Source organism: Opitutus sp. sgz309028 (assembly GCF_059821195.1).
Genome location: NZ_JCAMRR010000001.1, coordinates 587,080 through 613,825, shown reverse-complemented (window position 1 = coordinate 613,825; position 26,746 = coordinate 587,080). Strand labels below are relative to the sequence as shown.

The window sequence follows — 26,746 nt, the reverse complement described above, 5'->3', positions numbered from 1 at the left end:
CCCCAACCGCCCTGGGTTCGACTCCCGAATCCACGCAAGCACTACGCGTCATGAGCGTTGAACCCCTGCGCCTGCCTCCGCCTGTCGGCGGTCGCGTCGACCTGTTGATCGTCGCCGCTGAGCATTCGGGTGACGAACATGCGGCGCGGATGGTGCGCGACTTGCGCGGGCTGCGTCCGGAACTCGCGATCGCGGCGCTCGGCGGACCGCGGCTGCAGGCGGCGGGCGCGCAGCTGCTGCGCGATCTCACGGTGTCGTCGGCCATGGGTTTCGCGGTGATCGCGAAGATCTCGTATTATCGCGCGCTGATCGCGGAGATCGTCCGCTGGATCGGCGAGCATCGGCCGAGGGTGGTGTGTTTCGTGGACTCGTCGGGCTTGAATCTGCGGATCGCGAAGGAGCTGTTCGCGCGCGGATTTTCGGCGAAGGCCGGCGGTGTCACGAAGGCGCTGTATTACATCAGCCCGCAGATCTGGGCGTCGCGCGCCGGGCGTCGGTTCGCCATGGCGCAGCATCTGGATGGGCTCGCGTCGATTTTTCCGTTCGAGCAGTCGGTTTACGCGGACACGGCGCTGCCGGTGGAGTTTGTCGGGCATCCGTTTCTCGCGGCCGATCACGCGGCGCCGGTGCGTTTCGAGCCGAATGGTCCGGTGCTGTTGCTGCCGGGCAGTCGGCGCGGGCCGGTGTCGCGGATTTTTCCGGTGCTGCTCGCGGCGTTTCGCGATTACGGCCGCGCGCGCGAGGCGGTGGTGCTGTATCCGAGCGACGAAATCCTCGGCACCTTGCGCGCGGCGAATCCGCCGGAGAACGTGAAACTCATGCGCATCGGTCACGAACCGGTCGGCGCCGCGGCGGTGCTCACGTCGAGCGGCACGATGTCGATGCAGTGCGCGCTCGCGGGCATTCCCGGCGCGGTGACTTATCGCACGGATCCGCTGACGTATTTTCTCGGGCGGATGATCGTGAAGGTGAAGTTCATCGGGATCGCGAATCTGCTGCTCGGCGAAGCGATGTATCCGGAATACGTGCAGGGCGCGGCCACGCCGGCGGCGCTCGCGGCGGAACTGCGCGCATGCCTCGAGGAGCCGGCGCGGCGGGAGCGGACGGCGGAACAGGCGCGGAGCTTGCGAACCTTGCTCAGCCAACCTGCCAACGGTTCGGCGGCGGAGTGGTTGTCACGTCAGCTGGGCTGATCCGCCACGCGCGATTCGCGGCGCGCGCCCCGTTCGCGAACGCCTCCTCGGCGTGTCAGCCGAGGTGGTTCGCCTTCAGTTCGGCGAGACGCGGCTCGATGTGCTTCCACAACGCGTCGGCGCGTTCGGCGAGCATCGTGCGGCATTTGGCGAGCTCGGCTTCGCGCGCGGCGCGGTTTTCCTCCGCAATCTTCGCAAGGTCGTCGAGGTTGTAGAGAAACACGTTCTGCAGATCGGCCGCGCCGGCGTCGACGTCGCGGGGCAGCGCGAGATCGATCAGAAACAGCGGCCGGGCGGGACGCTTCTGGATCGCGGCTTTGGCGGCGTCGCGCGTGACGACCACGCCGGGCGCGGAGGTCGCGCAGACCACGACATCGTATTCGCTGAGGCGTGCGTCGCGTTGCTCGAACGGCATCGCGCTGGCGTGGAGCGCGGTGGCGAGCTCCATCGCGCGTTCGAAGCGCCGGCTTGCAACGGTGAGGCTGCCCGCCTGGCGGCTCTGGAACGCTTTCGCGGTTTTCTCGCCGATGTCGCCCGCACCGAGCAACAGAATGCGCGTCGAGGACAGGTCGCCGAAAATCGTGTGCGCAAGATCCACGGCGACGTTCGCGATGCTGACCTGACCTTCGGTAATCGCGGTGTGCGTGCGCACGTGTTTCGCGGCTTGGAAGGCTTTCTGGAAAACGCGATTCAGCACCGGGCCGGTGTGGCCGCGGGATTGCGCGGCGGCGTAGGCATCTTTGACCTGACCGAAAATTTCGGTCTCGCCGATCATCTGCGAGTCGATGCCGGCGGCGACCTCAAGCAGGTGGCGCACGGCGTCGGCGCCGCGGAGATTCAGCCGGATCTGCTCGAACTCGGCCGGGTCGACCTGCTGTTGCGAGCAGAACGCGGCCTGCACGCGTTGCGCGGCGAGGGGATCGGCGGCGACGCCGTAGAACTCCACGCGGTTGCAGGTGTTGAGCAACGTGAACTCGCGCAAACCCTGCAGCTGCGTGAGCTGCGCCGCCAAGGTCGCCGCGGCATCAGCGCTGAGCGACAACCGCTCGCGGACGGCGAGCGGGGTCTTGTGGTGGTTGGCGCCGAGGACGAAGAACGCTTCCGAGTTCATCGCGGCACAACATGGTCCGGCGCCGGCAGCGCGGGAGAATGGCGGCTGGCGTCCACAGGACCGAGTGAGAGCAGCGCCGCACCGAAGAGCGCGAGGCAGGTCCAGGCGAAACGCTTGGCGAGCAGGTGGCCTTTCAAGCGCAGCGTCAGCGCGATCGCATAGGCCAGCCAGATCGCGACGGTCATGAGGAGTTTGGTCGAGTTCACCGACGCCGGATCGCGCGCCCAGTAGATCGTGCCGCCGATCAGCGAAGCGGTCATCATGACGACACCGGTCACGAGCAGCCGCACGCTGATGTGATCGAGGTCCATGATCGGCGGCAGAAACGAGAACCAGCCGCTGAGGTGCTTCTTTTTCAGCGAATAGTGGCGGAGCACGAGCATCAGCGCGGTGAGCGCGAGCAGGGCGAAAACGCCGTAACTGAACAACGCGAGCGACGCGTGAAGCTCAATCCAGGGATTACCGCCGAAGATCTTGGCGCGCCGCGTCATGTCCCAAGCCGGAATCGCCAGCGACACCAGCGTGAGCACCGCCGCGAGGCAGGACGTGAAATAGCCGAGGAGGCTGAGCCGGAAGGTCACGCCCACGACGAGATAGAGCGTCGTGGCCGACCAGGCGGTGAATTGGAAAATCTCAAACGTGTTGCCCAGCGGGCACCCGCCGACGACCCGGCCGCGCGCGTAAAGACCGATCAGCTGGCAAAGATAACCGAGCGCGATGATGACATTGATCCGCGTGTTGGACTGCTGTTGTCCGCGCAGGAGCGACAGCGTGCCCAGCAGCAGCCCGGCGAGATAAAAACCCGCGGCGAACCACAGCCAGGTGCGATCGGTGAGTCCGGCAAACATGAGGGAGCGACGCTAGGGGAAACCCGGACTGGAGCAAGTGGAAGCTGGACGAACCCGGCCAAGCCCGGAGCGCGCTGGGATTTCGACGATTATGCTGACGCGCAATCAGGGACGCCCGCTCAGCCGCGGTGCGCGACCCAGAACCGACACTCGTCCGAGAAATCGCGAACGGCTTTCGTTTCGCGAGCGAGCTTGCCGCGCATGCAGTCGGAGTGATGGGTCCAGCCGGTGGCGGCGAGGTCCTCCAATATTTCGCGGCGGTCGGGCAAATGCATGAAAGTCCGGCCGGTGCCTTCCTCCTCGAAATAGCGATCGCCGAATTCGACCAGCCGCGCGTCCTGCTCGCCGCGTTCCCAGCGCACGGCTTCGAGCCGCCAGAGCGCCCGCTCGGTCGACGACGATTTCCGGTCGTGTGTCGTGAACAGGATCGGCGCGCCGGGCGCACAGACGGCGTGAAGCTCGCGCAACGCGGCGCGCCGGTTCTCCCGGCCGGGGATCTGCATCAGGCCGTTGAACATGAACAGCGCGCCGGCGTAAGGCGGCGAGAGTGGCGCGCCGAATGTCGAGAGGCGCGTGGCGTCGGCATGGTGAAAACGAAGGTCGGCGGCGCCGCGTTCCGCCGCGAGCGCGCGGGCTTGGTCGACGAGTTGCTCCGCGAAATCGAAGGCCGTGAGATTCCGAAAGCCGAGTTGCCACAGCCCGAGCGTCACGCGGCCGGCGCCGCAGCCGGCCTCGATCAACGGCGCGGTGCGGTCGGTGAACGTCCGCTCGATGATCACGCGCTCCGATTCCCACAGCCCGAGGTGATGCGCGGCGCGCGTGTAGTGCAGGACGGCGGTGAGATCGTTGAAGTCGGCGCGGACGGTGGCGGCGGAGATCTTTTTCAACGCAGGCAAACGAAGGTGGGACGAGGCGGCCGGCTCACGCTTTCCGCCGCCAGCCGGCGATGAACATGCCGTTGGCGTTGAGCTCGTGGGGCCAGAGGAAAGGTTGCGAACTCGCCGACGGCGTGGCGCCGAGCGGCAGCGGCTCGAATTCCGGATGCGCTTCGGCAAACGCGCTCGCGACCGCAGTCGTCTCGCTGCGCGTCAGTGTGCAGACGGAGTAGATCAACTTGCCGCCGGGCTTGAGCGCGCCGGCGACATGTTCGAGCAACGCGCGCTGCACCTGCGCGAGTTCGCGCACATCGTCGATCGTCGTGGTCCAGCGCGCGTGGGGATTGCGCTGCCAGGTGCCCACGCCGCTGCACGGGGCATCGATCAGGATGCCGTCGAATTTCGTCTTCGTCGGCAGACGCGGACCGCCGTCCCACGGCGCCGGCCGGTAGTTGAAAAGATGTGCGCGGGCGGCGCGGCGCTTCAAGGTTTCCAGGCGGCGGGCGTTGCGGTCGGTCGACCAGATCAGGCCTTTGTTGGCCATGAGGTCGCCGAGATGGAGCGTCTTGCCGCCCTCGCCGGCGCAGGCGTCCCACCACGTCTCGCGCGGCTGGGGCGCGGCGGCGATCGCGACGAGTTGCGAGGCGAGATCCTGGATTTCGAACGCGCCGGCGTGGAAGGCGGGTGTGAGAAAAAGATCCTGCGCTCCCTGATAACGCAGGGCGTCGGGCGCGGCGAGGCCGAGACCGGGCGGTAGCGCCGGCGGTTCGCAGTTACCCAAGGTGCGCGCAAGTTTCTCCGCCGTGCCAGGCCGGGCCCGGAGCCAGAGCGCGGGTTCGCGCTGGAGTTGCTGGAGGTAAGGGGCGGGCAGCTCCATTTCGTCGCGCAGCCATTCGGGCACGGCGCGCACGGCGAGCGCTTCGGGTTTGATCGCCTTGGGATCGCGCGTGAAACGCTCGTGGAATCCGACGGCGCGCTCGACCTGTTTCTGCGCGGACTCGCGGCGGTCGAGCCATTGGAGCCAGCGGAAATACATGAACACCGCCCGGCTCACCGCCCGCTTCTCGCGCGGCCCGAGTCGGCGGGCGAGCCCGAGATAGCGCCTCAGCGCTGCATCCGCCGGGAAATCGTCATGGACCTCCTCGAGGACGCGCGCGGCGTGATTGAAAATGGCGGAATCGAACATCGTTACGGACGGAAAAAACCATGAATCGCGCGAAAGACACGCCCAGAGTCCGGTGCGCGGCGCAAAAAAAAAAAAGCCCCGAAACTTCGGGGCCGGAAACCGGAATGCGAGACAGGCTTATTTCCTCGACTCGCGCTGGAAGCGGAAGACCACGCGGAACATCTGGATGCAGAGCCAGAAAACGCCGCTCATGCAGGCGCTGCTGAGGCCGCCCCAGAGGAAAACCATTTTCGGGTCGTTGGACGGCACGTGCGACTCGAGCACCGTGAACATGAAGGCGAAGAAGGCGATCACGAGGATCGCATCGACGACCAAGCTGGCGGGAGAAACGAGCTTTGTGGTGGGCTGAGCCATGGTGGAAAGGGAAGAAAAAGGAGAGCCAGAAGGCGTCGGATGTCCATGGAAAATTACCACCGCTCCGGCGACGGACGCGGACGGCTGCGTTCGCGCTTGCCGAGCCGGCGCGGGAGCGACGTTTTGAATGCTTCACCGTCGCGCGCTATGACGAACCCCGGTCGGACGTGTTTTGCATTGAACTGGCAGCTTGGCCGCCACGCCGCGGCTGCGGCCGAGCCCGACGTCTGGGTGACGGCGCAGGTTCCCGGCGCCGTGCAACTCGATTGGGGGCACGCGCATGGATTCCCCGATTTCACGATCGGCGACGCGGTGCAGCGGGAATGGGCGGATCTCGACGAATCGTGGTGGACGTATCGGGCGCAAATCGAGACGCCGCCGCCGTGCGAGGCCGGCGCGCGGCTGTTTCTGGTGGTCGAAGGCGTGGATTACGCGGGTGAGGTTTTTTTGGATGGGCAATCGCTTGGCGCGGTCGAGGGGCTGCAAACGCGGTTGGAGTTCGACGTGACGGACGCGCTGCGCGTGGGCAGCGAGATCCGCGTGCGCGTCGCGCCGGCGCCGAAATCGCAGGCGGAGCCGAAGGATCGCAATCAGGCGAACCGCTCTTGCAAACCCGCGGTGAGCTACGGCTGGGATTTTCATCCGCGGCTCGTGCCGCTTGGACTTTGGCGCGACGCGTATCTCGAAACGCGCGCGCGGGCGCACTTCTCGTCGCGGCCGACGCTTTCCTATCGGCTGAACGAAACCTGTTCCGAAGCGAGCGGCCGCGTGGACATTTCGCTGAAGAATGCGGCGTCGACCGATCTGCGGCTGCGCTGGACCTTTCTCGCGCCCGACGGTGCGGTCGTGCGGAACGCGGAGCACGCACTCGATGCAAACGATCGTGCTGCGACGTTCGAATTCGTTTTGCCGACGCCGGAACTGTGGTGGCCGCACGATCAAGGCCGGCCGGCGCTGTATCGCAGCCGAGTCGAGTTGTGCGATGCGGCCGGCGCGGTGCTGGATGCGGCCGAGGAACGCGTGGGATTTCGGCGCGTGCGGCTGGTCATGGCGCCGGAGCAGTGGAAAGAACCGCAGGCTTTCCCGAAATCGCGCAGCCTGCCGCCGATGACCCTCGAGGTAAACGGCCGCGCGCTTTTCGCCAAGGGCAGCAACTGGGTGTGTCCCGACGTTTTTCCCGGCTCGCTCACTCCGGCGCGTTATGCGGAGCAACTCGCGCTCGTGCGCGAGAGCAACCTGAACCTACTGCGGCTGTGGGGCGGAGCCACGACTCCGCACGACACGTTTTATGAGCGGTGCGACGAACTCGGGATCATGGTCTGGCAGGAGTTTCCGCTCGCGTGCAACGCGTATCCCGACGACGCCGCTTACCTCGCCGTGCTCGATCGCGATTCCCGCAGCCTCGTCGCACGTCTGCGGGGCCACGCGTGCGTCGTGCTGTGGTGCGGCGGCAACGAGTTGTTCAACATATGGTCCGGCATGACCGACCAGTCGCTCGCGCTCCGACTGCTGAATCGCAACTGCTTCGACCTGGACCCGATGCGGCCGTTTCTCGCGACCTCGCCGGTCGAGGGCGTGGGCCATGGACATTATGTTTTTCGCGATCCGATCAGCGGTGACGAGGCGTGGGCGTTTTTCCAGCATGCGCGCTGCACCGCGTATCCGGAATTTGGATGTCCCGGACCGGCGTCGGTGGCGACGCTGCGACGAATTCTGCCGCCGGAGGAACTGTGGCCGCCGCGACCAGGCACCGCGTGGGAAACGCATCACGCCTTCGGCGCCTGGTTGCCGCAGAGCCATCTTTATCTCGCCGAAATCGAGCACTATTTCGGTCCGGCCGCGTCGCTCGAGGAGATGGTCGAGCGCGGGCAATTGTTGCAGGCGATGGGACTGCAGGGGCTTTTCGAAGAGGCGCGCCGGCAAAAACCCGTCGCGAGCATGGCGCTCAACTGGTGCTTCAACGAACCGTGGCCGTGCGCCGCGAATATGAGCCTTGTCGGCTGGCCGTGCGAGCCGAAGCCAGCGCTGCAGGCGGTGGCCGCAGCCTGCCGGCCTACGCTCGCGAGCGCGCGCATCCGGAAGTTTTCCTGGGCGCCGGGAGAAACCTTCGAGGCGGAGTTGTGGCTGTTGCACGATGCGCCGGTCTCGCGCGACAGGGTGGAGGTCGCGGCCTGGCTGACACTCGGTGACGCGAGGTGCGAACTGGGCACGTGGATCGCCGAGGCGGCGGGCTCGGGCGTCAACGTGGCCGGCCCGCGGCTGAGCGTCGTGCTGCCGGATTTCGTCGAAGCGCGGTTCACGCTGCACCTCGCCGCAGCCGACCGGCCGGAGTGGAGTTCCGACTACACGCTTTTGCGCGCCCGGCCGGACACCGCCGCGAACCGTGAAGCGGTGACGGTGCCGAAAGGCGTGACGAATTTCTAGGCGTCCGCCGGCGGGAGCTTACAGCGTCTTCGGGATTGCGGCGGTGAGGTTTTCCGGCGCGCCGTCCGTGATGACGAGATTGTCTTCGATGCGCACGCCGCCAAGGGCGAGATGTTGCTCGGCTGCGCTCCAGTTGACGCAGTCGGGGAAGCGCTCGCGCCGCCCCGGGTCGTTGAGCAACGCGGGAATGAAATACAGCCCGGGTTCGACGGTGACGACGTAGCCCGGTTCGAGCGGCAGGTCCATGCGGAGCGTGCGCAGGCTCGGCCGCGGATCCTTCGTTCGCCCCGGCAGGAGTCCGCTCGCATCGCGCACACCGAGGCCGACCATGTGACCGAGTCCGTGCGGGAAAAACAACGTGTGCGCTTCTTGTTCGACGAGGGTCTCGGGATTGCCGCGCATTATCCCGAGTTCGACGAGCCCGGCCGTGAGATCGACCGCCGTGGCAAGATGGATCGCCGTCCATTCGGCTTTCGCGACGCAGCGGGCGATCGCGCGTTCCTGCGCGGCGAGCACCACCTGGTAGAGGTCGCGCTGAAAGGCGCTTGGTTCGCCGACCACGTAGGTGCGCGTGACGTCGGTGACGTAGCGGTCAATCTCGCCGCCGGCGTCGACGAGGACGAATTCGCCGGCGGCCGCGGTGCGGGCGGAGGGCTCGAAATGCAGCACCGCCGCGTTCGGGCCGGTGCCGACGATGGAGCCGTAGCCGGTGCGCGCGGCGCCGCCGCGGAAGAAGCCCGCCTCGAGCTCGATCTGTAGTTGTCGTTCGGTTACGCCGGGCCGCAGGTGGGCGCGCAGCGCGTCGTAACCGGCGGCGGTGGCCGCCGCGCCGCGGCGCAGCAGCGCGAGCTCGCCGGCGTCCTTGGGGCGGCGGGCGTGCAGGAACTGCTCGCGCACGCGGGCGTTGCGCGCCGGATCGCTGCGCACGCCACGCAACGGCGCGCCGAGGGCGACGATGGATCGGGTCCGGCGCCGGGCGAGCCACGGCTCGAGTGCGGCGATCGATTGACCCGCCGGCTGGCTGCGGCCTTCCCAGACGCGCTCGCCTTCGGTCACGTCCGGCACGAACGAGACCCAGCCGTCGCGATTTCCGTCGAGCGGATCGAAGGCGATGACGCCGCCCGGGCATTCGTGGGCCGCGAGATAAAAATAATCCGCGTGGGAACGAAATGGATACGTCTGGTCGGTTTCCTCGGGCAGCGGCACGGGTTCGCCGGCGCCGACGAGCAGCACGGCGTCCCCGACTTCGAGGGCAGAGGCGACGCGTGCGCGACGTTCGGAGAGGAACGTAGTCATGCGAGCGAGCGTCTGCAGGAACGCCGCCGACGCAATTCCGCAACCGGGATCGAGGACCGGCTAAGGCCGGAAAAGGATACGTGGCGGGTAACTGCGCAAAATTCGCGTTATTTCGGCCAATCCGCGCGCAGCGGGAAAAACGTCCTTCTGGCATACTCTGCCTCGTGAAAACGATCCTGGCCCCGATCGATTTCAGCGGAATCTCCGATTCCGTGCTGGAGCAGGCGACCGAGTTGGCACGGGCCCTGAAAGCAAAAATCGTTCTTTTGAATGTGATTCAGCCGCCCGTGATTACGAGTGAATACGGGCCGTTCCTTGAAAATATTACTGAGATTGTGACGGTGGGTGAGAAGGCCGCGGCCAAGCAGTTGACGCGGTTGCAAGAGAAGCTCGCCGCCGAAGGCATCGAAACGGACACCCTGCAGTTTTCGGGTGCACCGGTGCCGAACATCTTGAAGCAGGCCGAGAAGCTGAAGGTGGACTACATCGTGATGGGATCGCATGGCCACACTGCCTTTTACGATCTGCTGGTGGGCAGCACGACGCACGGCGTCCTGTTGAGGGCCACCTGTCCGGTGATGATTGTCCCGGCCAAGAAAGAAGGACGGAAAGTCCGATAACAATTTGGTTAGTGGAAAGGGAAATGTGTGTGGGAGCGCCGGCGGGGGCCGGCGCTCTTTTTTTGTGCCCAAAAGACGAGGCGGTGCCTCGCGTTGACGGGCAAGCTGGTGCGCCGTCGCGGCGACTTCCGGATTCGAGGGCGAAGACGATTCCGCCCGTGCTGAAACCGGGCAACGTTTCAGCGAAACGCGCGGCGCATTCCTCCGGTCACCAACGCGAGCGTGAGCAGCGAGTTGATCGGCATCAGAATCGCCGCCACGAGCGGGTTCATCTGTCCAGCGACTGCGAGGCCGACCGCGAGGGCGTTGTAAGCGACGGAGAACACGAGCACCCAGATCTCCGTGCGGCGGCGGAGCGAGTTGATCGCGAACAGCGCCCGCAGTCCGCCGAGCCCGCGGCCGAGATAGTAGAAATCGGCTTTCTGCTCGAGAATGCCGCGGTGAATCACGGGCGTGCCGCGACACAGGGCGCGATCGAAGGCGAGGCTATCGTTCGCGCCGTCGCCCAGCATCAGACTTTCGTCGGCGCCATGCGCGGACAACCAGTCTGCTTTTTGCTGCGGCGTCAGCTCGCCCACGGCATTCGCCGCCGGAATCTTTAGATCGGCTGCCAGCCGCGCGACTTTCTCCGATCGATCGCCGCTCAAGATATAGGTCCGAAAACCCGCGGCCTGCAGCGCCTTCAGTTCGGCGCCGGCATCCGCGCGGGCCCGATCCGCAAATCGAAACTCCGCGACCACGGCCCCGTCGCGCGCCAGCACCACATCGCCGGCGAGCGAGCCAGTGTCATCCATTATATGACACTCTGCCGGGGCGGGGGAGCGCCAGCCGGGGCGGCCGAGGGTCCAGGTCGGGCCGGCGGAGGTGAGGGTGACGCCGTGACCGACGGATTCGACGATCTCCGCGTCGCGGACCGGCGGAGGGGTCGCGCCGCGCGCGAGCAGATTTTCGAGTAGCGACTGGCTAACCGGATGCGGATTGTCGCGCACGAGCTCGAACAACACGGCGCGCGCGGAATCATCGAGCGCGTCGAGGGTCTCGGGGTTTTCCAACACGGGCGTTTCCAGCGTGAGTGTGCCGGTTTTGTCGAACACGAGCTGGCGCACGCGTCCCAGTTTCGACCACAGGTCGCCTTCGCGCACGAAGACGCCACGTCGTCGCAACGCGATCGTCGCGATCTCTCCGGCCAGCGGGAAGGCGAGGCCGATCGCGCACGGACACGAGACGACGAGCACGGCGGTGACGACCGACCACGTGCGGAGACCGTCGTGAGTGCTCAGCCACCAGCCGAGGCCGGCGGCGAGCGCGATGCCGAAGATACCGATCAGGTAGCCGCGGACGATCTTCTCGAGAAACACGTGGCGTGCGCCCTGCCGCTCGCCGGGACGCAGCAACTGGGCGAGCAGGGATTCGTCCCACGCTTGCAGGGACGTCAGGGAGACGGCGGTGCGGCCGACATTGATGGCGCCCGCCGGCACGCGCTGGCCGGCACGAAACTCGCGCGGCGCGGCCTCGCCGTTGATCGACGCGAGGGAAAACTGCGCTTCGGCCGAGCCCAGGCGCGATTCGACGGGAACGGTCTGTCCGGCGGCGGCCACGTAGTCCTGGTTCGGGCGGAGCTGCTCGGGCGCGACGTCGGCTCCGGTGGCGAGGCGGACCCGCTGCGGCGTCGGCTGCTGCGCGAGCAGGCGACGCTGGTTGCGCTCCACCGCGGCGACCTGCGCCCAGCGACCGACGAGCATCAGGAGCACGAAGGTCCCGACAAAATCGAAATAGACGAAGTGGTGCTCGCCGGCGAACCAGCCGTAGAGAGAACCTGAATACGCGCCGACGATGCCGACCGCGATCGGCAGGTCGATGTGCATGGCGCCCTCGCGCAGCGCGCGCCACGCGCGGCCGATGAAATAGGTGCCGCCGACGAGGAAGCTCAGCGTGCCGAAGCCCAGTGCCAGAAGATCGAACAGCCGCGCGTAGGCGAACGTCGGCTCCATGCCGAAGTAGGCCGGAAACGCGAAGAGCATGATGTTCATCGCAAACGCGGCGCAGAGTCCGATGCGCTTCACCAGCGCGCGCGCTTCGGAGGGAGGGGTCGCGGCGTGGGCCGGCCCGAGCAGGTAACCGAAAGACTGGAGCTTGCGCGCGAAGTCCGCGGCGGAGAACTGGCCGGGGATCCAGCGCAGCCGGACTTGTCCCAATTGGGCATTGGCTTCGATGTCGCGGGCGCCCGGTTGCTGTTGAAAAACGCGTTCGATCAGCCAGACGCAGCCGGCGCACGAGATGCCCTGGACCGACAGCAACAGCGAAGGCACGGCCGGCGCGCCCGCTTCGGCCTCGTCCTGCGCGGATTGCAGCCAGGAAAAATCGCGCGGCTGGAAGACCACGGCGTCGGCCGGCGCCGTGACGCCATCCTTGATGTTGTAGTAGCCGGCGAGACCGTGCTCGTGCACGAGCCGGTAAACGTAGGAGCAGCCGGCGCAGCAGAAGCCGGAGGCGCGCATCCGCTCGTCGATCAGCGGCGCGCCGCAATGTTTGCAGGTCGGGAGGGCGCGCGTCGTTCGGTCGGGGGCGGAAAGGGTGGGGACGCTCATGGCGTTCAGTGGCAGACGAAGGTCGAAGGATCGGGCCCGGCGAACCCGAGCGTGCCGCGCAGACGCCAGCCGAGCACGAGCGCGGTGACGAGGCACAAGGCGATTCGCGTGCGGTTGAGCCAGAGCGGCGAGAGTTTGCGGCGGACCCAGTGGAACTGGGATTGGGCGAGCCAGAGCAGCGGCACTGTGCCGAGGCCGAACGCGAGCATGAACTCGACCCCGCGTAACGCCGATCCGGATACGAGGGCGAGCGCGACCACGAAATAGAGTGGACCGCACGGCAGCAGCGGCGTGGCGAGCCCGAGGGCCGCGGCGGCTTCGGGGCGCGAGCGCGTGCGGAGCCAAAGATTCAACCGGAAGGTATGCCGCGCGAGAAACGCCGGCTTCGGCATATGGCGGTCCAGCCGCAGCCCCATCGCCACGAAGAAGAGAACGAGCACCCACGGCAGCCAGCGCAGCACGGACTGCGAGACGAAGCTCAGCGGCAGTCCGCCAAGTCCGCCGGCGATCGCCCCAAGCAGCGCGTAGCTGAAAAGACGCGAGACATGATAGGTCGTGCTCACGATCTGCGCGTCGGCGGAGTCGCCCTTCACCGGCATCAGCGAGCAGGCGAGCGGGCCGCACATGCCGGCGCAGTGCAGGCTCGTCACGAGACCGGCGACGAAGGCGGCGGAAGGAGAATTGATGGCGGCGAAATCCATGTCCGGGCGGGCGGGGCCTTATTTCGCGGGCGCGGTCGAGAGCGGCACCTCCGCGACGCGATGGTGCGACGCGATCACGAACCACACGGTCCACGCCGCGAGCTGCACGCCGAAGGCGACGAGCACCCAGAGCCACAGCGGAAAAGACCGGCGGGGCGCGCGGGGAGAGCGGCGGCTGGCGGTGGGGGCGGGCACTGCGGCCGCGAGGCCCAGGCGTTCAGCGGCGTTCGAGGCCGGCACGTTTTCTTTCCTCATCTTCTTCGCGGAGCAGGCGGGCTTCGGGTCCGAGGAACTCGGCCTTGCGCTCCAGTTTATAGGTTTCCTGAGTGTCGCCGACCTCGACTTCGAACTTGAACGGTCCGGTGTAATCGGCGCGCGGTTGCTGGAGGATCAGCGGCTGGACGAGCTCGCCGAGCGCGGGCACTTCGACGGCGGTGGTGAAACCGGTCTGCCGCAGCGAGGCGGGAGCATCGTCGATCTTCAGCACGAATTGTTGCGCGGTGGTGCGCTTGTTGACGATGCGCACGAGAAATTGATTCCGGACCGTCTGCGCGTCGACGATGTAGGGGGCGCCGGTGATGCGCGTGACGCTGAAGTTGGCCGGTCGGACGGTGGAGAGCGCCCAGCCGGCGACGCTCGCGCCGATGAGGAGGAACACGCCGTAGATCGCGATGCGGGGGCGGAACCAGCGGGTCCGCTGGCCCGTGAACGCGGCTTGCGAGTCGTAGCGGATGAGGCCGGTCGGACGGTCGAGCCGCGTCATCACATCGTCGCAGGCGTCGATGCACGCGGTGCAGCCGATGCATTCGAGCTGCAGCCCCTGGCGGATATCGATGCCGGTCGGGCAGACGTGCACGCAACGGTGGCAGTCGATGCAATCGCCGGCGTCGGGCGTGCCGACTTTGCCGCGCGGTTCGCCGCGCTTGGCATCGTAGCCGATGACCAGCGAGTGATCGTCGATCAAGGCCGACTGGATGCGGCCGTAGGGGCAGATGACGATGCAGAGCTGTTCACGGAACCAGGCGAAATTGAAATACAGGATGCCGGTGGAAACCGCCATGAAGCCGAAGGCGCTCCAGTGCTCGGTCGGCGCGGCGCGGATCATCGACCAGACTTCCGGGATCGAGACGAAGTAGGCGAGGAACAGGTGCGCGATGACCGCGGAGACGAGCACGTAGAGCGCGTGCTTGAGCGTGTATCTCGCGATTTTCGACGCCGACAGCGGGGCGGCGGCGAGGGCGCGGCGCTTGACGGCGTCGCCCTCGATGGCGCGCTCGATGCGGCGGTAGACGTGATCGAGAAAAACGGTGTGCGGGCAGGCCCAGCCGCACCAGACGCGTCCGAGGAGGGACGTGACGAAGAAGAGCGCGAAGCCCAGGCCGGTGATGACGAAGAAGAGGAGCCAGAGATCCTGGAACGCGAGCGTGATGCCGAAGAGGTGGAAACGGCCGCTGGCGATATCGAAAAACGCCGCCGGGTAGCCGCCCACGTGAATCCACGGCAGCGCCAGGTAAAAGACGATGAGACCGAGGGCGGACCAGCGGCGCGCGCGGGTGAAGCGGCCGTGCGTGTCGGCGGGATACAGGAACGGCCGCGAGCCGTCGGCCCGGATCGTGGTGACGGAATCGAGCGACGGCGCGTCGAGTTTCGGATGGCGGTAGGTGTAGCGCGGGGTCGACGCCTTCTGGGAACGTGGAGTGGGATCGGTGGGTGGCATGGCTGCGCTGAGGCGGGGAGCGCAGCGATGCGGCAGGGCGTCGAACGGGGGGCTGCCTGGGTGATCGCTGCGCGGGCTGAAGTCGAGGTCGGGACGGATTCTAGCTGGTGGGAGGAGTCCAAGCCTCCTGTTTTTCGACGGGTTCGTTTTCCTGATGGTGGCTCAGGATGTAGGCGACCGTTTCGGAAACCTTTTTGGCGCCGAGGACGGGGCCCCACGCGGGCATGCCCTTCACGAGCACGCCGTCGGTGACGGTTTTGTAGATCTCGGTCGGGGTGCCGCCGTGGATCCAGAGTTGATCGACGAGATTGGGGCCGATGCCGCCGGTGAGCTTCTCATTGTGGCAGCTGGCGCAGGTTGTGTTGAAGGTGGCGCGGCCGGCGTCGACGAACACGGGATTGCGGCTCATTTTCCACAGGCTCGCGTCGTCGACGGACGGCGCGTTGGCGAGTTTGGCGGCTTCGATCGCGGACAGCTGCTGCTCGAGGATCGCGGTGTTGGACGGACCGTCGGCGCGCTCGTAATAGAACCAGTAGCCGACCCAGAAGATGATCGCGCCATAAAAGGTCGCGAGCCACCAGTTCGGCATGCGTTTGTCGAATTCCTGGATGCCGTCGAACACGTGCGGACGGATCGGCTCCTGGTCTTGCTGATTAGGCGGAGGGGTCATGGCGGGCGGCGGCGGAATCGGAGTTGAAGGGGAGATCGGCGAAACGATCGGCCTGCGTGCGCTTCATGCGCACGGCCTGCCAGACCATCGTCAGAAAGATGGCGGCGGCCGTGGCAAACGCGGCGGCGATGAAGAGCCACGCGTGTTCGCCGAGGATGAGACGTTTGAACATCGCTCGAGGAGAGGGTTGAGGACGGGTGGAGTCGTGACCGGAGCGCCGGGCGTTCAGCGCGAGGCGGTTTTCGGCGCGACGGGCTCGAATTTCCCGAGCTTCTGCAGGTAGGCGGTGAGCGCGATGATCTCCTTTTCCGGGGCGACGTAAGCGCCGGCGGTGCGGAGGTCGGCGGCGATCGACTTCGCCTGCTCGTTGACCTGATCGAAAATCTGCTGCGCCGACAACGGGCCGTAGGGCACGCCGAGCATGCGCTGGACGCGGATTTTCGACGGCAGCGCGGCGACGTCGGTGTCGTTGGTCAGCAGCCACGGATAGGACGGCATGTTGGAGCCGACGGAGACGGAGCGGGGATCCTCCATGTGGCGAAGATGCCAGACATTCGGATATTTCCCGCCGACGCGCGCGAGGTCGGGACCGGTGCGCTTGGAGCCCCACTGGTAGGGATAATCGTAGATCGATTCGCCGAGGCGGGAATAATCGCCGTAGCGGAGCACGTCGGGCACGAGCGTGCGGATCATCTGCGAGTGGCAGTTGTAGCAACCCTCGCGGACGTAAATGTCGCGGCCGGCGAGCTCGAGCGGCGTGTAGGCGACCTGCAGGCGGTCCTCGACGTTCTGGGCGCGTTCGATGGCGACGGTCGGGACGATCTGGATCAGGCCGCCGGCGGCGACGGCGACAAACGTAAGAAGGGTGAACGGCAGGGCATTGAGCAGGAGCTTTTCGTACCAGTCGGCCCATTCCTTGCCGCGCGAGCGGAAGAGGGCGTAACCGGCGACGAAACAAAGCACGGCGCCGACGAGGCCGAGGACGCTGACGAGATCGTTGCCGAGCATCCACATGCCGGAGAAGGCGACGCCGAGAATGCAGAACAGCGTCGGGGCGTTGAGCCAGGTGCCGCGGAAACCGAGGCGGGAATCGGCCGGAACCGGCTCGGGATAGACCTCGACGGTGCCGTTGACGGGCTGCGCGCCGCGGATCGTCTGCCAGACGTTCCACGCCAGGAGTACCCAGCCGGTGAGGTAGAGCCCGCCGCCGATCACGCGCATCAGCATCATCGGACGGATGGTGGCGAGTGTATCCAGAAAGTTGGGATACGCGAGGACGGTGCCGCCCTCGGCGGTGGCGTTGAGCATGAGGCCCTGCGTGATGCCGCTGGTCCACATCGCGGCGACGTAAAGGAGAATGCCGAAGGTCCCGATCCAGAAATGGATGTTGGCGAGCGAGACGGAGTGCAGGGGCTTGTTCCAGAGGCGCGGGAGCAGCCAGTAGATCATGCCGGCGGCCATGAAGCCGTTCCAGCCGAGGGCGCCGGCGTGCACGTGACCGATGATCCAGTCGGTGTAGTGGCCGAGGGCGTTGACGGCCTTGATGGACAGGAGCGGGCCCTCGAACGTGGCCATGCCGTAGAAGGTGATGGCGGCGGCGAAGAACTTCAGCACCGGATCGGTGCGAAGCTTGTGCCAGGCGCCGCGCAGGGTGAGCAGGCCGTTGAGCATGCCGCCCCAGGACGGAGCCCACAGCATCAGCGAAAACGTCATGCCGAGGTTCTGCAGCCAGCCCGGCAGCGCGGAATTGAGCAGGTGGTGCGGGCCGGCCCAGATGTAGATGAATACGAGCGACCAGAAGTGGACGACCGAGAGACGGTAGCTGTACACCGGGCGCTCGGCCGCCTTCGGCACGTAGTAGTACATGATGCCGAGGATCGGCGTCGTGAGGAAGAACGCCACGGCGTTGTGGCCGTACCACCACTGGACGAGCGCGTCCTGGACGCCTCCAAAAACCGGATACGAGTGAAGCAGGGACGTGGGGATCGAGAGATGGTTGACGATGTAGAGCATCGCCACCGTGACGATCGTCGCGATGTAGAACCAGATCGCGACGTAGAGCGCGCGCTCGTGGCGGCGGGCGAGGGTCCAGAAGAAGTTGACCGCGAAGACGACCCAGATGAAGGCGACGGCGACGTTGATCGGCCAGATGAGCTCGGCGTACTCCTTGCCGCGGCTGAAGCCGAGCGGGAGCGTGATGGCCGCGGCGACGATGATGAGCTGCCAGCCCCAGAAGTGGAGGTTCGACAGGAAGTCGCTCGCGAGGCGCGCCTTCACGAGGCGCTGCGTCGAGTAGTAGATGCCGGCGAACATCATGTTGCCGACGAACGCGAAGATGACCGCGTTCGTATGCAAAGGCCGGAGACGGCCGAAGGTCAGCCACGGCAGGTCGAAATTGAGCCGCCAGAAGTTGAGTTGGGAGGCGACGAAGACGCCCACCAGCATGCCCACGGCGCCCCAGATGACGGTGGCGAGGAGGAACTGGCGGACGATCCGGTCGTTATACTCGATGGTGATTTTACGGTCGGACATGGACGGGAAAAGCTGGGGCGCGCCTCGCCGGTTCGGGCGGGCGCGCTCGGGAAAAAGGGGATCGGCGGGGGACGATCAGCGACGCGCGACGGACCGCTGGGCAACGACGCGCGGGGTCTCCTCGTTCAAAGGCAGCAGCGACTCACGCTCGGCGCTGCCGAAGCGCCGGCTGTGTTCGCGCACGAAGAAGAGGATGAACGTGAAAACCAGACAGAGACTGATCGCGAGGGTGAGCGGAATGACGGACATGGGTGGAAAATGAATTGGGGCCGAGTCTACGGGACGGTGGGTCGGGTCGCTGCGCAGCGGTTGCCAAGGGCTGTGCGTATCTTGTCCTCGCGGCTGGCGCTGATGCGCGCGGCTTGCAGCGCCAAAAACGCGCACGGTTGGCCAACCGATGCGAAGCGGGCGGCGCGGGCTTGGCCTATGCTGAAGGCGCGATGCAGGAGAGCCTATTGACCAGCCTCTGCGCCCAACGCCCGGCCATCCACGCGCGCTGGGATACGTTGTTGCGGACGGAACGCGTGACCAGTCCGCTCGCCTATCCGGACGCGTTGGTACACCTGATCGAGTGGGCGCTGGATCAGATCTTTGCCGCGCTGCGGGATCCCGCCACGCGCCGGAAGGCCGAACATGCCGGCGGGCGCGCGATGGCGCGCCCGGAATGCCCGTGCGGCCGCAGTCCATTGCTGGCGTTTTTCCTGGCGGGCGAGCAGGCGCTGCTCGAGGCGCTCGTGCTGGAGCAGGCGGCGCATCTGCCGATCGATGCGTACGAGCGCGATCACGCGCTGAACGAACTCTATTATGTACTGCGCACGATGGCGCGGCGCGAAGTGGATGCGTTTTGCTCCGTCTGCCAGCATCGCGAGAACGCGCTCGCCACGAAACGGCATGAGAGTGCGGTCCCAACCGCGGAAGCGCTGCCGGAGGCCAAGCCGGCGTAACGCTGACGCCGGCCTCAGACATGGGCCACGCCATGCAGCCGCTCGCGGTAGCGGCTGGGCGATTCGCCGGCGATTTTCCGGAAAACGCGGTTGAACTGCGACAGCGATTGGAAGCCCGCCTCGTAGGCGGCCTCGCTCACGCGCTTGTGCGGATTGAGCAGGAGATTCTTCACCTTCTCCACGCGCACCCGCGCGAGATAGTCGGTGAAGGTCATGCCCGTCGCCTTCTTGAAAGTTTTGCAGAAATAGAACGCGCTCATGTTCACCGCCTGCGCGACCTGACCGAGCGAGAGGTCCTCGCCCTGGTGATCCGTAATGTAGGAGCGGGCGCGGGAGATGACGGGCGACTCGGCGGTTTCCTGTTTCACCAGGAGCTGGTTGCTGAGCGCCGACAAATGCTGGGCGAAAATCGTCAGCAGCCGGATGATCGACTCGTATTGTTTCTTCGTGACGACGCGCGTCTGGAAATACGCCTCCTCCACCTGCTTCAAATCGACCTCCATGCCCCAGTGCAGGAGCTGGCGGGTGGTGCGGCGGAACTGCGCCTGCGACGGCTGGTGCAGCATGATCTGCCCGGTCTGCAGGAACGCGATGAGGTTTTCACCGACGCGCACCGGCACGGCCGAGTCGCACATCCCGGCGAAACATTTCAACGTCTTCGGCTCGAGCCGCGCCTCCTCCTCGACCTTCTTTTGCAGCTGCAGGCACGCGGCGCAGGAGCGGTTGGTGTTCGCCATCAGCGCGCAAAACGGGTTCTCCTTCGGATCGCCGTGGTGCGGCAGGTTGAAGGACTCGAGCGGACGCAGCGTGATCGGCAAACCGGTCGTTTCCCGGAACGCGTTCTCGTAGTCGCGGTAAATCCGGGATTGGCGCAATTGGTCCACCATCGCGCGAACGTCAGCTGGGCCACCGATGTCCATGGGAGAGCAAAATACGCGCGATGGCTGGCCAAGCAACGCGGAACCGGGCGACGCTCGCGCTCAGAAGGCCGAGCGCGGGCCGAAGTCGTCACGACTTATTATCGCCGCGCAAAAACTGCGGAGCCGCGCGACGCCCGGCCCGCCGGGACTCGCGTTGGCGCAAGGGCCTGGCGCCGTGAGAGGAGCCCCGCGCGCGGGCTCGGGCGCTATTTGAGACGCACTTCGCGGCCGGTGCGGGCGGAAAGATAAATCGCATCGAGCACGGCGAGCGACTCCTCCGTCTTCACATACGGTTCCTCCCGGCCCAGCAGGCAATCGACGAAATGCGCCATGCGATTCGGATTCACCAGCGACGTGGCGGTTGTCACCGATTCGACCGCGTAGCCGTTTTCCGTTTGCCGGAAGAGCTGGAGATTCGGAATCAGTGCGCCGGCCTTCGTGCCGAAAAGCTGGGTGCCGTTGAAATCCGCCAGCGGCTGATGCGCCGCCCAGGAGGTTTCGAGAAGCACGGTCCGACCGCTCCTCAACTTGATCAACGCGACCGACAGGTCCTCCACATCGAACGGTTTCTTCGGGTCGATCTCGCTCTTGCCCCACGTGCCTTCGCCGAGACCCTGCGGACCGAACTTCGCGTAGGTTTGCCCGCTCACCGCGACGGCGTCGAACTCGCCCAGCAGGTAGAGACAGCGGTCCAGCGCGTGCACGCCGATGTCGTAGGTCGAGCCGCCGCCGGCAAATTTCTTCTGCGTGAACCACGATCCGATGCGCGGGATGCCCCCGCGGCGCGTCCATGCGGTTTTCGCATGGTAGATCTCGCCGAGCACGCCGCGGTCGACGAGTTGTTTCAACGTCTGCACGTCGGGGCTGAAACGGTTGTTCTGTCCCACCATGAGCAGCAGGCGGCGCTTCTTCGCCTCCTTCACGAGCTGTGCGGCGTCGGTGGCGTTGGTCGCCATCGGCTTGTCGATCATCAGGTGTTTGCCGGCTTTCAAGGCCGCCAACCCGACCGGCGCGTGCAGATAGTTCGGCAGCGCGATGGAAACGATATCGATGTCGTCGCGGGCGATGACTTCGCGGTAATCGTCCGAGATCTCCGCCACGTTGTATAAATCGGCGGCGGCGCGGGCTCGCTCGGGCGAGGTGTCGGCGACCACGGCGAGACGCACCGCCGGGTGCACCTTGAACGAACTCAGGTGATCGAGTCCGATCGCACCGGCGCCGAGGACGGCGACGTTGAATGTGGATTTGCGGGAATACGGAGACGGCATGGCGCGAAAAATTCAGGCTTTGCCCCAACGCTTGAGTTGCTCGAGGCCGAGACCCACCGCCACCAGCGGCTCGTGATGATAGTTCTCCTGTTCGACGATATACCAGTCGACGGAATCGAGCTGCTCGACGGCTGGGAAGATGGGCGCGAAATCGACCGGCCCCGCACCGAGCTCGGCTTCGTCCTTCAGATGCACGAGCTTCACGCGCGCGCCGTGGTCGCGGAGAAACTTCGTGACCGGATAACCGCCGACGTGAAACCAATACACGTCGATCTCCGCCGCCAGATTGCGGGGCTCGGCGGCGCCGAGCAGCCAGTCGAAAACGGGACGGCCCTCGAGCAGCTTCAATTCGCCGGCGTGATTGTGATAACTCAGCTGGAGGCCGGAAGCGCGCAGCCGGGCGCCGAAAGCGTTGAGCTCCTCCGCCATCTTTTCCACTGCGGCGACGGAGACGAACAGTTCCGGCGGCCAGAACGGCACCGTCACATGGCGCGAGCCGAGGAGCAGGGCGTCGGCGATGACCTTGTCGGGATCGGCGCGAAACGCGGCGATGCCGATGTGCATGCCAGCGACCTTGAGGCCCGCGGCATCGAGCGCGGCCTTCGCGCCTTTGGCGTCGAGATTGCCGAAACCGGCGAGTTCGACGCCGGTGTAGCCTAGCTGGGCCACGCGAGCGACAGTCCCGGCGAAGTCACGATTGACGGCTTCGCGCACGGACCAGAGTTGCAGGGCAACGGGGATGGATTTCATGGGGCGATTGGGTGCGATCGGCGCGGCGACGCGCCGAGGACCGCTATCGCGGGGAGCGCGCCGCCGGGCGTCAATCAAACGTTCGGAAGCGCCGCACGCCGGCGGCGACGCTACAGCTGCGAGCGGAAGAGTCCGCAGAATTTGTCCGCGAGCTTCACGTAGAACGGCCGGCTCTCGTGATCCTGCAACGTGTAGGGCGCCGACTGCTTCAGGTCTTCCTCGAACATCCGCCGATGTTGCCGGCCGAGGGTGGGATCGATGACGTTGACGGCGATCTCGTCGTTGATGCTGAACGAGCGGTTGTCGAAGTTGACGGATCCCACCGTCACGAAGACGTCGTCCACCGCCATGGTTTTCGTGTGCAGCATCGCCGGCTGATATTTGTAGAACTCCACGCCGTTCGCGAGCAGCGGTCCCCAACGCGAGCGCGACGCGGCGCGGCCGAAACGGGAATCGTTGATCGCGGGCACGATCACGCGAACGCGGACGCCGCGCTGTCGCGCCTCGAGCAGCACCTGCGTCGCGAGCTCGTCGGGCACGAAATACGCGTGCTCGATGTCGATCGATTTTCGCGCGGAGGCGATCGCGAGCAGGTAGGACGTGCGGGCCGCCTGCGCGCCTTCGCCGGGGCCGCTCATGAAGCATTGCGCGGCGACATCGCCGACGCGGTCGTAGCGGGGAAAATAACCTTCGCCGAGGAGCAGCTTGCCCGTGGTCTGGAGCCAGTTGCTGGCGAACGCGGACTGCATCTGCTGCACCGTCGGGCCTTCGACGCGCACCATCGTGTCGCGCCAGACCTCGGGAGACTCGGCGTCGCCCAGCCAGTGATCGTCGACGCACATGCCGCCGGTGAAACCGACGCGGCCGTCGACGACGAGGATCTTGCGATGCGTGCGGTGATTGATGTTGGGCTTCACTTCATACCAGTGCTGGCGGCCGTATTTCACGACCTCGATGCCGGCGCTGCGCATGCGGTCACGATCCTCGTCCTTGAACTTGAGCGTGCCCATGCCGTCGAGCATGACATGCACCTTCACGCCGGCGCGGGCGCGTTCCGACAGCGCGGCGATGAACTTCTCGCTGATCTCGCCGGGCGACCAAATGTAGGTTTCGAGGGTGATGGTTTTCTTCGCGTCGCGAATCGCCGCCAGCATCGGCGGGAAAAATTCGTCGCCGTTCAACAGGAGATCGACGGCGTTGCCGCGGGAGAACTCGGCGTGGAGCAACGGCCCGAGCGTCGCGGGAAACGCAGGATCCTGCGGGCCGAAATCGATGCGCGGCGCTTCCTCGAGCAGTCGCGCCGAGACATACCAGAAATACGCGCCGAGGAGCATCGCGATGCCGAGCACGACGAAGCTCCAGTGCCAGCCGAGTTCGTTGCGTTTGGAGCGCGGCGGCCGTTGGCGCAGCTTCATGGGCCGTCGCGGGCGGAAGCGCCGCAGGCTTTGCATCAACGAGGACATCGGGGCGGGAACGCCGCGCGCATTCGACGCGTGGCGCGGTCAGGACAGATCGGCGGCGCGGTGGTTCCCGATCGCGCCGGGCAGGTGCCACTTCGCGCAAGTTTACGTGTCGAAGGCGGCCTGATCGCACCTGCCGCCCTGCCGGCGCGGGAGCCTGACTGTTGCCGCATGACCCCCGCGAAAATCATCCGACGCTATTGGTGGATTGCCGGGCTGCTCGTGCTCGCGGGACTCGGTGCCTTGGCGTGGGAACGGAGCGGCTACGGGTGGCAGGACGCGGTGGATGCGCTCGCCGGTTTCGATCCGGCGGTGGCGATCGCGTTGATGGCGCTGCTTCCCGTGGCCGGATTTTCGATCTCGGTCGTCTATCTCGTGGCGGGCGCGAAGTTCGGTCCGGTGCTGGGCGGCGTGGTCGTCACCGGCGTGACCGCGGTGCACCTGCTGGCGTCGTATTGGATCGCGCACACGGTGCTGCGCGACCGGATCGAGCGTTATCTGGAAAAACGCCGGCACCGGCTGCCGCACGTTCCGGAAGGCGAAAACATTTCCGTCGCGGTGATGGCGGTGCTCGTGCCCGGCCTGCCGTATGTGGTGCGCAACTACCTGCTGGCTCTCACCGACGTGCCCTTCCGGGTTTATTTCTGGGTCTGCCTGCCGCTGTATGTGGCGCGCTCCTACGTCACGATTCTCCTCGGCGATCTCGGCACGGCGCCGGATGCGCGCACGCTCGCCGTGCTCGCGACTGTTTATGCGGTGAAGCTCTCGATCTGCGGCTATCTGCTGTGGCGGATCCGCCGGCGGTTGAAACAACGGCGGAAAACCGCGACGCTCGACGGCAGCGCCACGGAAAGAAGGGTTTCGCCGTGACCTCGGCGCTCAAATCGCAATGGCTCGCGCTGAAGCGCGCGAAGTCCGGCGAGCGTTTCGTCAAACGTTACGAGGCGAGCCGCCGACAGCGGGGCGGACGGCATTTCGTCGCGCGGGTGGTTCGCTGGGTGCTCGCGCTGGCCGCGGTCGCGATCGCGGTCGTGCTGATGTTCATTCCCGGACCCGCGGTCGTGTTTTTCGCGCTGGCGGGAGCGCTGCTCGCTTCGGAATCGCGCGGCGTCGCGCGTTTCCTGGATTGGGCCGAAGTGAAGCTCCGCCGCGTCCTCGCCTGGGGCAAACGTCATTGGCAAAAGCTGCCGCCGGCCGGACGCGTGGCGCTGGCGATCGCGTCCGCCGGCGCGGGCGCGGCGGCAACCTTTCTCGGATACCGGTGGATCACCGGCGCCTGAAACGAAGGCGCCGACGCGGAAGCGGGGCGTGGTGGCACCGGGAAAAATCTCCGCGGATTATTCGCGCACCAGCGTGGTGAAGCTGCGGGCGGCGAGCGGAAGCGCACGACCGGGAGTGTGTTCCCACGTCGACTCTTTCCATCCGCTGTTCTCGGTCGTCACGACTTGGCGCCAGCGACCCGCCGGCAGGCCCTGCAGGAGGGCGTCGCGCGCCGGACCGGTGTTGAGCACGTGGACGACAAGCGACGCGTCTTTCGCGAACGCGCTCACGAGCACGTCGGATTGATCGCTGCTGCTTTCGACCGCCCGGCTGTGCAGGGGCGTGAGATTCGCGAAATGTTTGATCAGATAAAACCGGCCGGTGGGTTCGATCGACCGGTCCTCGCGCACGCGAACAAGTCCGTAATCTTCGGTGTATTCCCAAAACAACAGCGACTGCGGCCGCGTGTCGCGCAGCAACTCCTGATACTGCTGCGCCTCGCTCAGGCCGTAGGCGTAGCTGTCGAACGCGCGATTGCGCCATGCGCCGGGATCGACGCCGGCTTCGCCGACGAGGAGTGGTTTCTGCAGCCAGTCCGCGACGTCGCCCCAGGCGCGATACTGCGCCGGCGTGCCGTTGCCCCAGCTGTGGAATGAGATCGCGCCGACGTAGGCGGTGGCCTCCGGATCGGCGGCGGTGGGCAGCACGTAGAGGTGCGAATCGCGCGGATTGGCCGCGTCGCCGAGCAGCAGTTGGGTTTTCAAGCCGAGCGATTGCAGGTGCGCGCCGATGCGCTTCACCATGTCGCGGTGTTCGGGACCGCTGAAGCCGATGTCGACGCCGAGGTCAGGTTCGTTGAAGGAGAACATGTCCGGCTCGGCGCCGTAGTGGTTTTTCAAATGCAGCAGGAAGCTGCCGAGCAGGTCGAGAAACTCGGGCCAGCGGTCGGCGGCAATCTGCCGGTGAAAGGTGCCCGCCGGTTTCTGGTAGGGATCGCTGTAATAATGTTCCGGCAGGCGCCACAGGCTGAGAATCCACGGCAGTCCTTTCTGCTGCACGCGTTGCATGAGTTCGAAATCGCGGCGCAGTTGTGGGCCGGGCGCAGCGCGTTCCCGATCCCATAGCGCCCCCTTGAACTCGAACCGCGCCCAGGCGTGCTGCAGATTCTCGAGCAGGTAATCCGTCGCGGGCGTGCCGTTCGCGAAACAGAAGTTGCCCCCGAAACCGTCGAACTCGTAGCGGGCCTGCGCCGGGTCGACAGCGATCCGGGCCGGCGCGGCGCTGGCGCGACCGGTGACGGCCAGCGTCAAACCGAGCGGCAGCGTGTCGCCCTGCGCCCAGACGCCGCCGCCGAGCCGGATGCGGACGCGATATGCCCGTTCCTTTCCGGCCCAGAAATCCGTGACGGTGATTTCGCGCGGATGATCGAGCTTCAGCTCGAGCGTCCAGTTTCCCTTCGCATCCACGAAGCGGAGCGAGTCGGTGGTCTGGCGAAAGAACACCGGCGAGGCGGGCCGCGCCGCCGACAAGGAGATATCGCCCGGTTGGACGCGTCCGCCGACGAATTCGGCGCGGGGAACGTCGAGGACGTAATCGACGGACTCCACCTGCAGGGCGCGCCCCGCTCCGCCGGTCGGGCCGCCGGCGGTGACGGAACCCACGAGCGAGAGGCGGTCCTGCATCTCCGTCCAGCTGGCTTCGAACTGCGCCTGCGTGCCGTTCGGAAACGTGGAGACTCCGCGCCAGCGCAGCGCCGGCAGATCGCGCGAAATCGGCGAACGTTGGTCGTGCGGCTGCAGCGTGGCGCTCACGCCGTGGCCGAAGTCGACGACGAATTCACCTTTCAAAGGCAAGGTGGCGCCGTCCCAGATGAACCCGGTCAACGCGCCGGCGCTGTTATAAGTGGCGCGTTCGCTGGCCCGGGAAGCGGTGAGGACGGCAAGTCCAAGAAGCAGGGGTAGTGCAAGTTTGGTCATGCGCGCAGCATGACGGCGCATGCCGCGGAACGATCCGCAAAATGTTCGCGCCC

25 protein-coding genes are annotated in these 26,746 nt (G+C 66.2%); 6 read left to right on the top strand and 19 right to left on the bottom strand.

The genetic code is table 11. The annotated features are described in order from the left end of the window. The first annotated feature begins 50 nt into the window (after positions 1-50). The gene (locus AC6RV7_RS02240; protein ID WP_500092270.1) at positions 51-1,193 is read left to right on the top strand and encodes a lipid-A-disaccharide synthase; all 1,143 of its coding nucleotides are present in this window, start codon (positions 51-53) and stop codon (positions 1,191-1,193) included. 55 nt (positions 1,194-1,248) lie between these two features. On the opposite strand, the gene hemA is transcribed toward AC6RV7_RS02240, so the two are convergent. From hemA to AC6RV7_RS02215, 5 genes are all read right to left on the bottom strand, one after another. After that, positions 1,249-2,304 (bottom strand): glutamyl-tRNA reductase, encoded by a 1,056-nt coding sequence (gene hemA, locus AC6RV7_RS02235; RefSeq protein WP_500092269.1) that lies wholly within the window; start codon positions 2,302-2,304, stop codon positions 1,249-1,251. Continuing rightward, entirely contained in the window at positions 2,301-3,152 is an 852-nt protein-coding gene (locus AC6RV7_RS02230) for a cytochrome C assembly family protein (RefSeq protein WP_500092268.1), read from the bottom strand. Before AC6RV7_RS02230 ends, hemA begins: the two co-directional genes overlap by 4 nt. A gap of 119 nt (positions 3,153-3,271) precedes the next feature. Continuing rightward, positions 3,272-4,039, bottom strand: a complete 768-nt coding sequence (locus tag AC6RV7_RS02225; RefSeq protein WP_500092267.1) for a class I SAM-dependent methyltransferase — start codon at positions 4,037-4,039, stop codon at positions 3,272-3,274. A gap of 34 nt (positions 4,040-4,073) precedes the next feature. Continuing rightward, positions 4,074-5,213: an RsmB/NOP family class I SAM-dependent RNA methyltransferase gene (locus tag AC6RV7_RS02220; RefSeq protein WP_500092266.1), complete on the bottom strand. Its 1,140-nt coding sequence runs from the start codon at positions 5,211-5,213 to the stop codon at positions 4,074-4,076. A gap of 117 nt (positions 5,214-5,330) precedes the next feature. Further along, entirely contained in the window at positions 5,331-5,567 is a 237-nt protein-coding gene (locus tag AC6RV7_RS02215; protein ID WP_500092265.1) for a hypothetical protein, read from the bottom strand. 147 nt (positions 5,568-5,714) lie between these two features. Here AC6RV7_RS02215 and AC6RV7_RS02210 point away from each other — a divergent pair, with 147 nt between their 5' ends. Continuing rightward, positions 5,715-7,991, top strand: coding sequence for a glycoside hydrolase family 2 protein (locus AC6RV7_RS02210; protein ID WP_500092264.1), 2,277 nt, complete (start codon positions 5,715-5,717; stop codon positions 7,989-7,991). Positions 7,992-8,009: 18 nt separating this feature from the next. On the opposite strand, the gene AC6RV7_RS02205 is transcribed toward AC6RV7_RS02210, so the two are convergent. Beyond that, positions 8,010-9,287, bottom strand: a complete 1,278-nt coding sequence (locus AC6RV7_RS02205; protein WP_500092263.1) for an aminopeptidase P N-terminal domain-containing protein — start codon at positions 9,285-9,287, stop codon at positions 8,010-8,012. 164 nt (positions 9,288-9,451) lie between these two features. Here AC6RV7_RS02205 and AC6RV7_RS02200 point away from each other — a divergent pair, with 164 nt between their 5' ends. After that, entirely contained in the window at positions 9,452-9,907 is a 456-nt protein-coding gene (locus AC6RV7_RS02200) for a universal stress protein (RefSeq protein WP_500092262.1), read from the top strand. A gap of 179 nt (positions 9,908-10,086) precedes the next feature. Here the strand turns inward: AC6RV7_RS02200 and AC6RV7_RS02195 are convergent, their stop codons facing one another. From AC6RV7_RS02195 to AC6RV7_RS02160, 8 genes are all read right to left on the bottom strand, one after another. Further along, on the bottom strand, positions 10,087-12,495 hold the full coding sequence (locus AC6RV7_RS02195) for a heavy metal translocating P-type ATPase (RefSeq protein ID WP_500092261.1): 2,409 nt from the start codon (positions 12,493-12,495) through the stop codon (positions 10,087-10,089). Between the two features lie 5 nt (positions 12,496-12,500). Next, positions 12,501-13,196 (bottom strand): sulfite exporter TauE/SafE family protein, encoded by a 696-nt coding sequence (locus AC6RV7_RS02190; protein ID WP_500092260.1) that lies wholly within the window; start codon positions 13,194-13,196, stop codon positions 12,501-12,503. Positions 13,197-13,214: 18 nt separating this feature from the next. Next, the gene (locus AC6RV7_RS02185) at positions 13,215-13,391 is read right to left on the bottom strand and encodes a hypothetical protein (protein WP_500092259.1); all 177 of its coding nucleotides are present in this window, start codon (positions 13,389-13,391) and stop codon (positions 13,215-13,217) included. A gap of 22 nt (positions 13,392-13,413) precedes the next feature. Further along, positions 13,414-14,913, bottom strand: coding sequence for a cytochrome c oxidase accessory protein CcoG (gene ccoG / locus AC6RV7_RS02180; protein ID WP_500092258.1), 1,500 nt, complete (start codon positions 14,911-14,913; stop codon positions 13,414-13,416). A gap of 100 nt (positions 14,914-15,013) precedes the next feature. Further along, on the bottom strand, positions 15,014-15,583 hold the full coding sequence (locus AC6RV7_RS02175; protein ID WP_500092257.1) for a c-type cytochrome: 570 nt from the start codon (positions 15,581-15,583) through the stop codon (positions 15,014-15,016). After that, positions 15,567-15,755 (bottom strand): hypothetical protein, encoded by a 189-nt coding sequence (locus AC6RV7_RS02170; protein WP_500092256.1) that lies wholly within the window; start codon positions 15,753-15,755, stop codon positions 15,567-15,569. The genes AC6RV7_RS02175 and AC6RV7_RS02170 overlap by 17 nt, the downstream gene beginning before the upstream one ends. 53 nt (positions 15,756-15,808) lie before the next feature. Beyond that, positions 15,809-18,115: a cytochrome-c oxidase, cbb3-type subunit I gene (gene ccoN, locus AC6RV7_RS02165; protein WP_500092255.1), complete on the bottom strand. Its 2,307-nt coding sequence runs from the start codon at positions 18,113-18,115 to the stop codon at positions 15,809-15,811. Between the two features lie 75 nt (positions 18,116-18,190). After that, positions 18,191-18,364: a hypothetical protein gene (locus AC6RV7_RS02160; protein WP_500092254.1), complete on the bottom strand. Its 174-nt coding sequence runs from the start codon at positions 18,362-18,364 to the stop codon at positions 18,191-18,193. Positions 18,365-18,555: 191 nt separating this feature from the next. Here AC6RV7_RS02160 and AC6RV7_RS02155 point away from each other — a divergent pair, with 191 nt between their 5' ends. Further along, positions 18,556-19,059: a hypothetical protein gene (locus AC6RV7_RS02155; protein WP_500092253.1), complete on the top strand. Its 504-nt coding sequence runs from the start codon at positions 18,556-18,558 to the stop codon at positions 19,057-19,059. A gap of 14 nt (positions 19,060-19,073) precedes the next feature. Here AC6RV7_RS02155 and AC6RV7_RS02150 read toward each other — a convergent pair whose 3' ends face one another. The 4 genes from AC6RV7_RS02150 to AC6RV7_RS02135 all read right to left on the bottom strand — a co-directional run bounded on the left by AC6RV7_RS02150 (position 19,074) and on the right by AC6RV7_RS02135 (position 23,412). Next, positions 19,074-19,979, bottom strand: a complete 906-nt coding sequence (locus tag AC6RV7_RS02150; protein ID WP_500092252.1) for a PocR ligand-binding domain-containing protein — start codon at positions 19,977-19,979, stop codon at positions 19,074-19,076. 206 nt (positions 19,980-20,185) lie between these two features. Then, positions 20,186-21,247, bottom strand: a complete 1,062-nt coding sequence (locus AC6RV7_RS02145) for a Gfo/Idh/MocA family protein (protein WP_500092251.1) — start codon at positions 21,245-21,247, stop codon at positions 20,186-20,188. A 12-nt stretch (positions 21,248-21,259) separates the two neighbouring features. Beyond that, on the bottom strand, positions 21,260-21,997 hold the full coding sequence (locus AC6RV7_RS02140; protein ID WP_500092250.1) for a sugar phosphate isomerase/epimerase family protein: 738 nt from the start codon (positions 21,995-21,997) through the stop codon (positions 21,260-21,262). Positions 21,998-22,107: 110 nt separating this feature from the next. Continuing rightward, positions 22,108-23,412: a phospholipase D-like domain-containing protein gene (locus tag AC6RV7_RS02135; RefSeq protein WP_500092249.1), complete on the bottom strand. Its 1,305-nt coding sequence runs from the start codon at positions 23,410-23,412 to the stop codon at positions 22,108-22,110. A gap of 216 nt (positions 23,413-23,628) precedes the next feature. On the opposite strand from AC6RV7_RS02135, the gene AC6RV7_RS02130 reads away from it, so the two are divergent. Both AC6RV7_RS02130 and AC6RV7_RS02125 read left to right on the top strand, forming a co-directional pair. Beyond that, positions 23,629-24,327 carry a TVP38/TMEM64 family protein gene (locus AC6RV7_RS02130; protein WP_500092248.1) on the top strand — a complete coding sequence of 233 codons (699 nt, stop codon included), beginning with the start codon at positions 23,629-23,631 and terminating at the stop codon, positions 24,325-24,327. Then, positions 24,324-24,737 (top strand): hypothetical protein, encoded by a 414-nt coding sequence (locus AC6RV7_RS02125; protein ID WP_500092247.1) that lies wholly within the window; start codon positions 24,324-24,326, stop codon positions 24,735-24,737. The genes AC6RV7_RS02130 and AC6RV7_RS02125 overlap by 4 nt, the downstream gene beginning before the upstream one ends. 57 nt (positions 24,738-24,794) lie before the next feature. On the opposite strand, the gene AC6RV7_RS02120 is transcribed toward AC6RV7_RS02125, so the two are convergent. Next, complete coding sequence (locus AC6RV7_RS02120) at positions 24,795-26,693, bottom strand: glycoside hydrolase (protein ID WP_500092246.1); 1,899 nt, start codon at positions 26,691-26,693, stop codon at positions 24,795-24,797. Between the last annotated feature and the right edge of the window lie 53 nt (positions 26,694-26,746).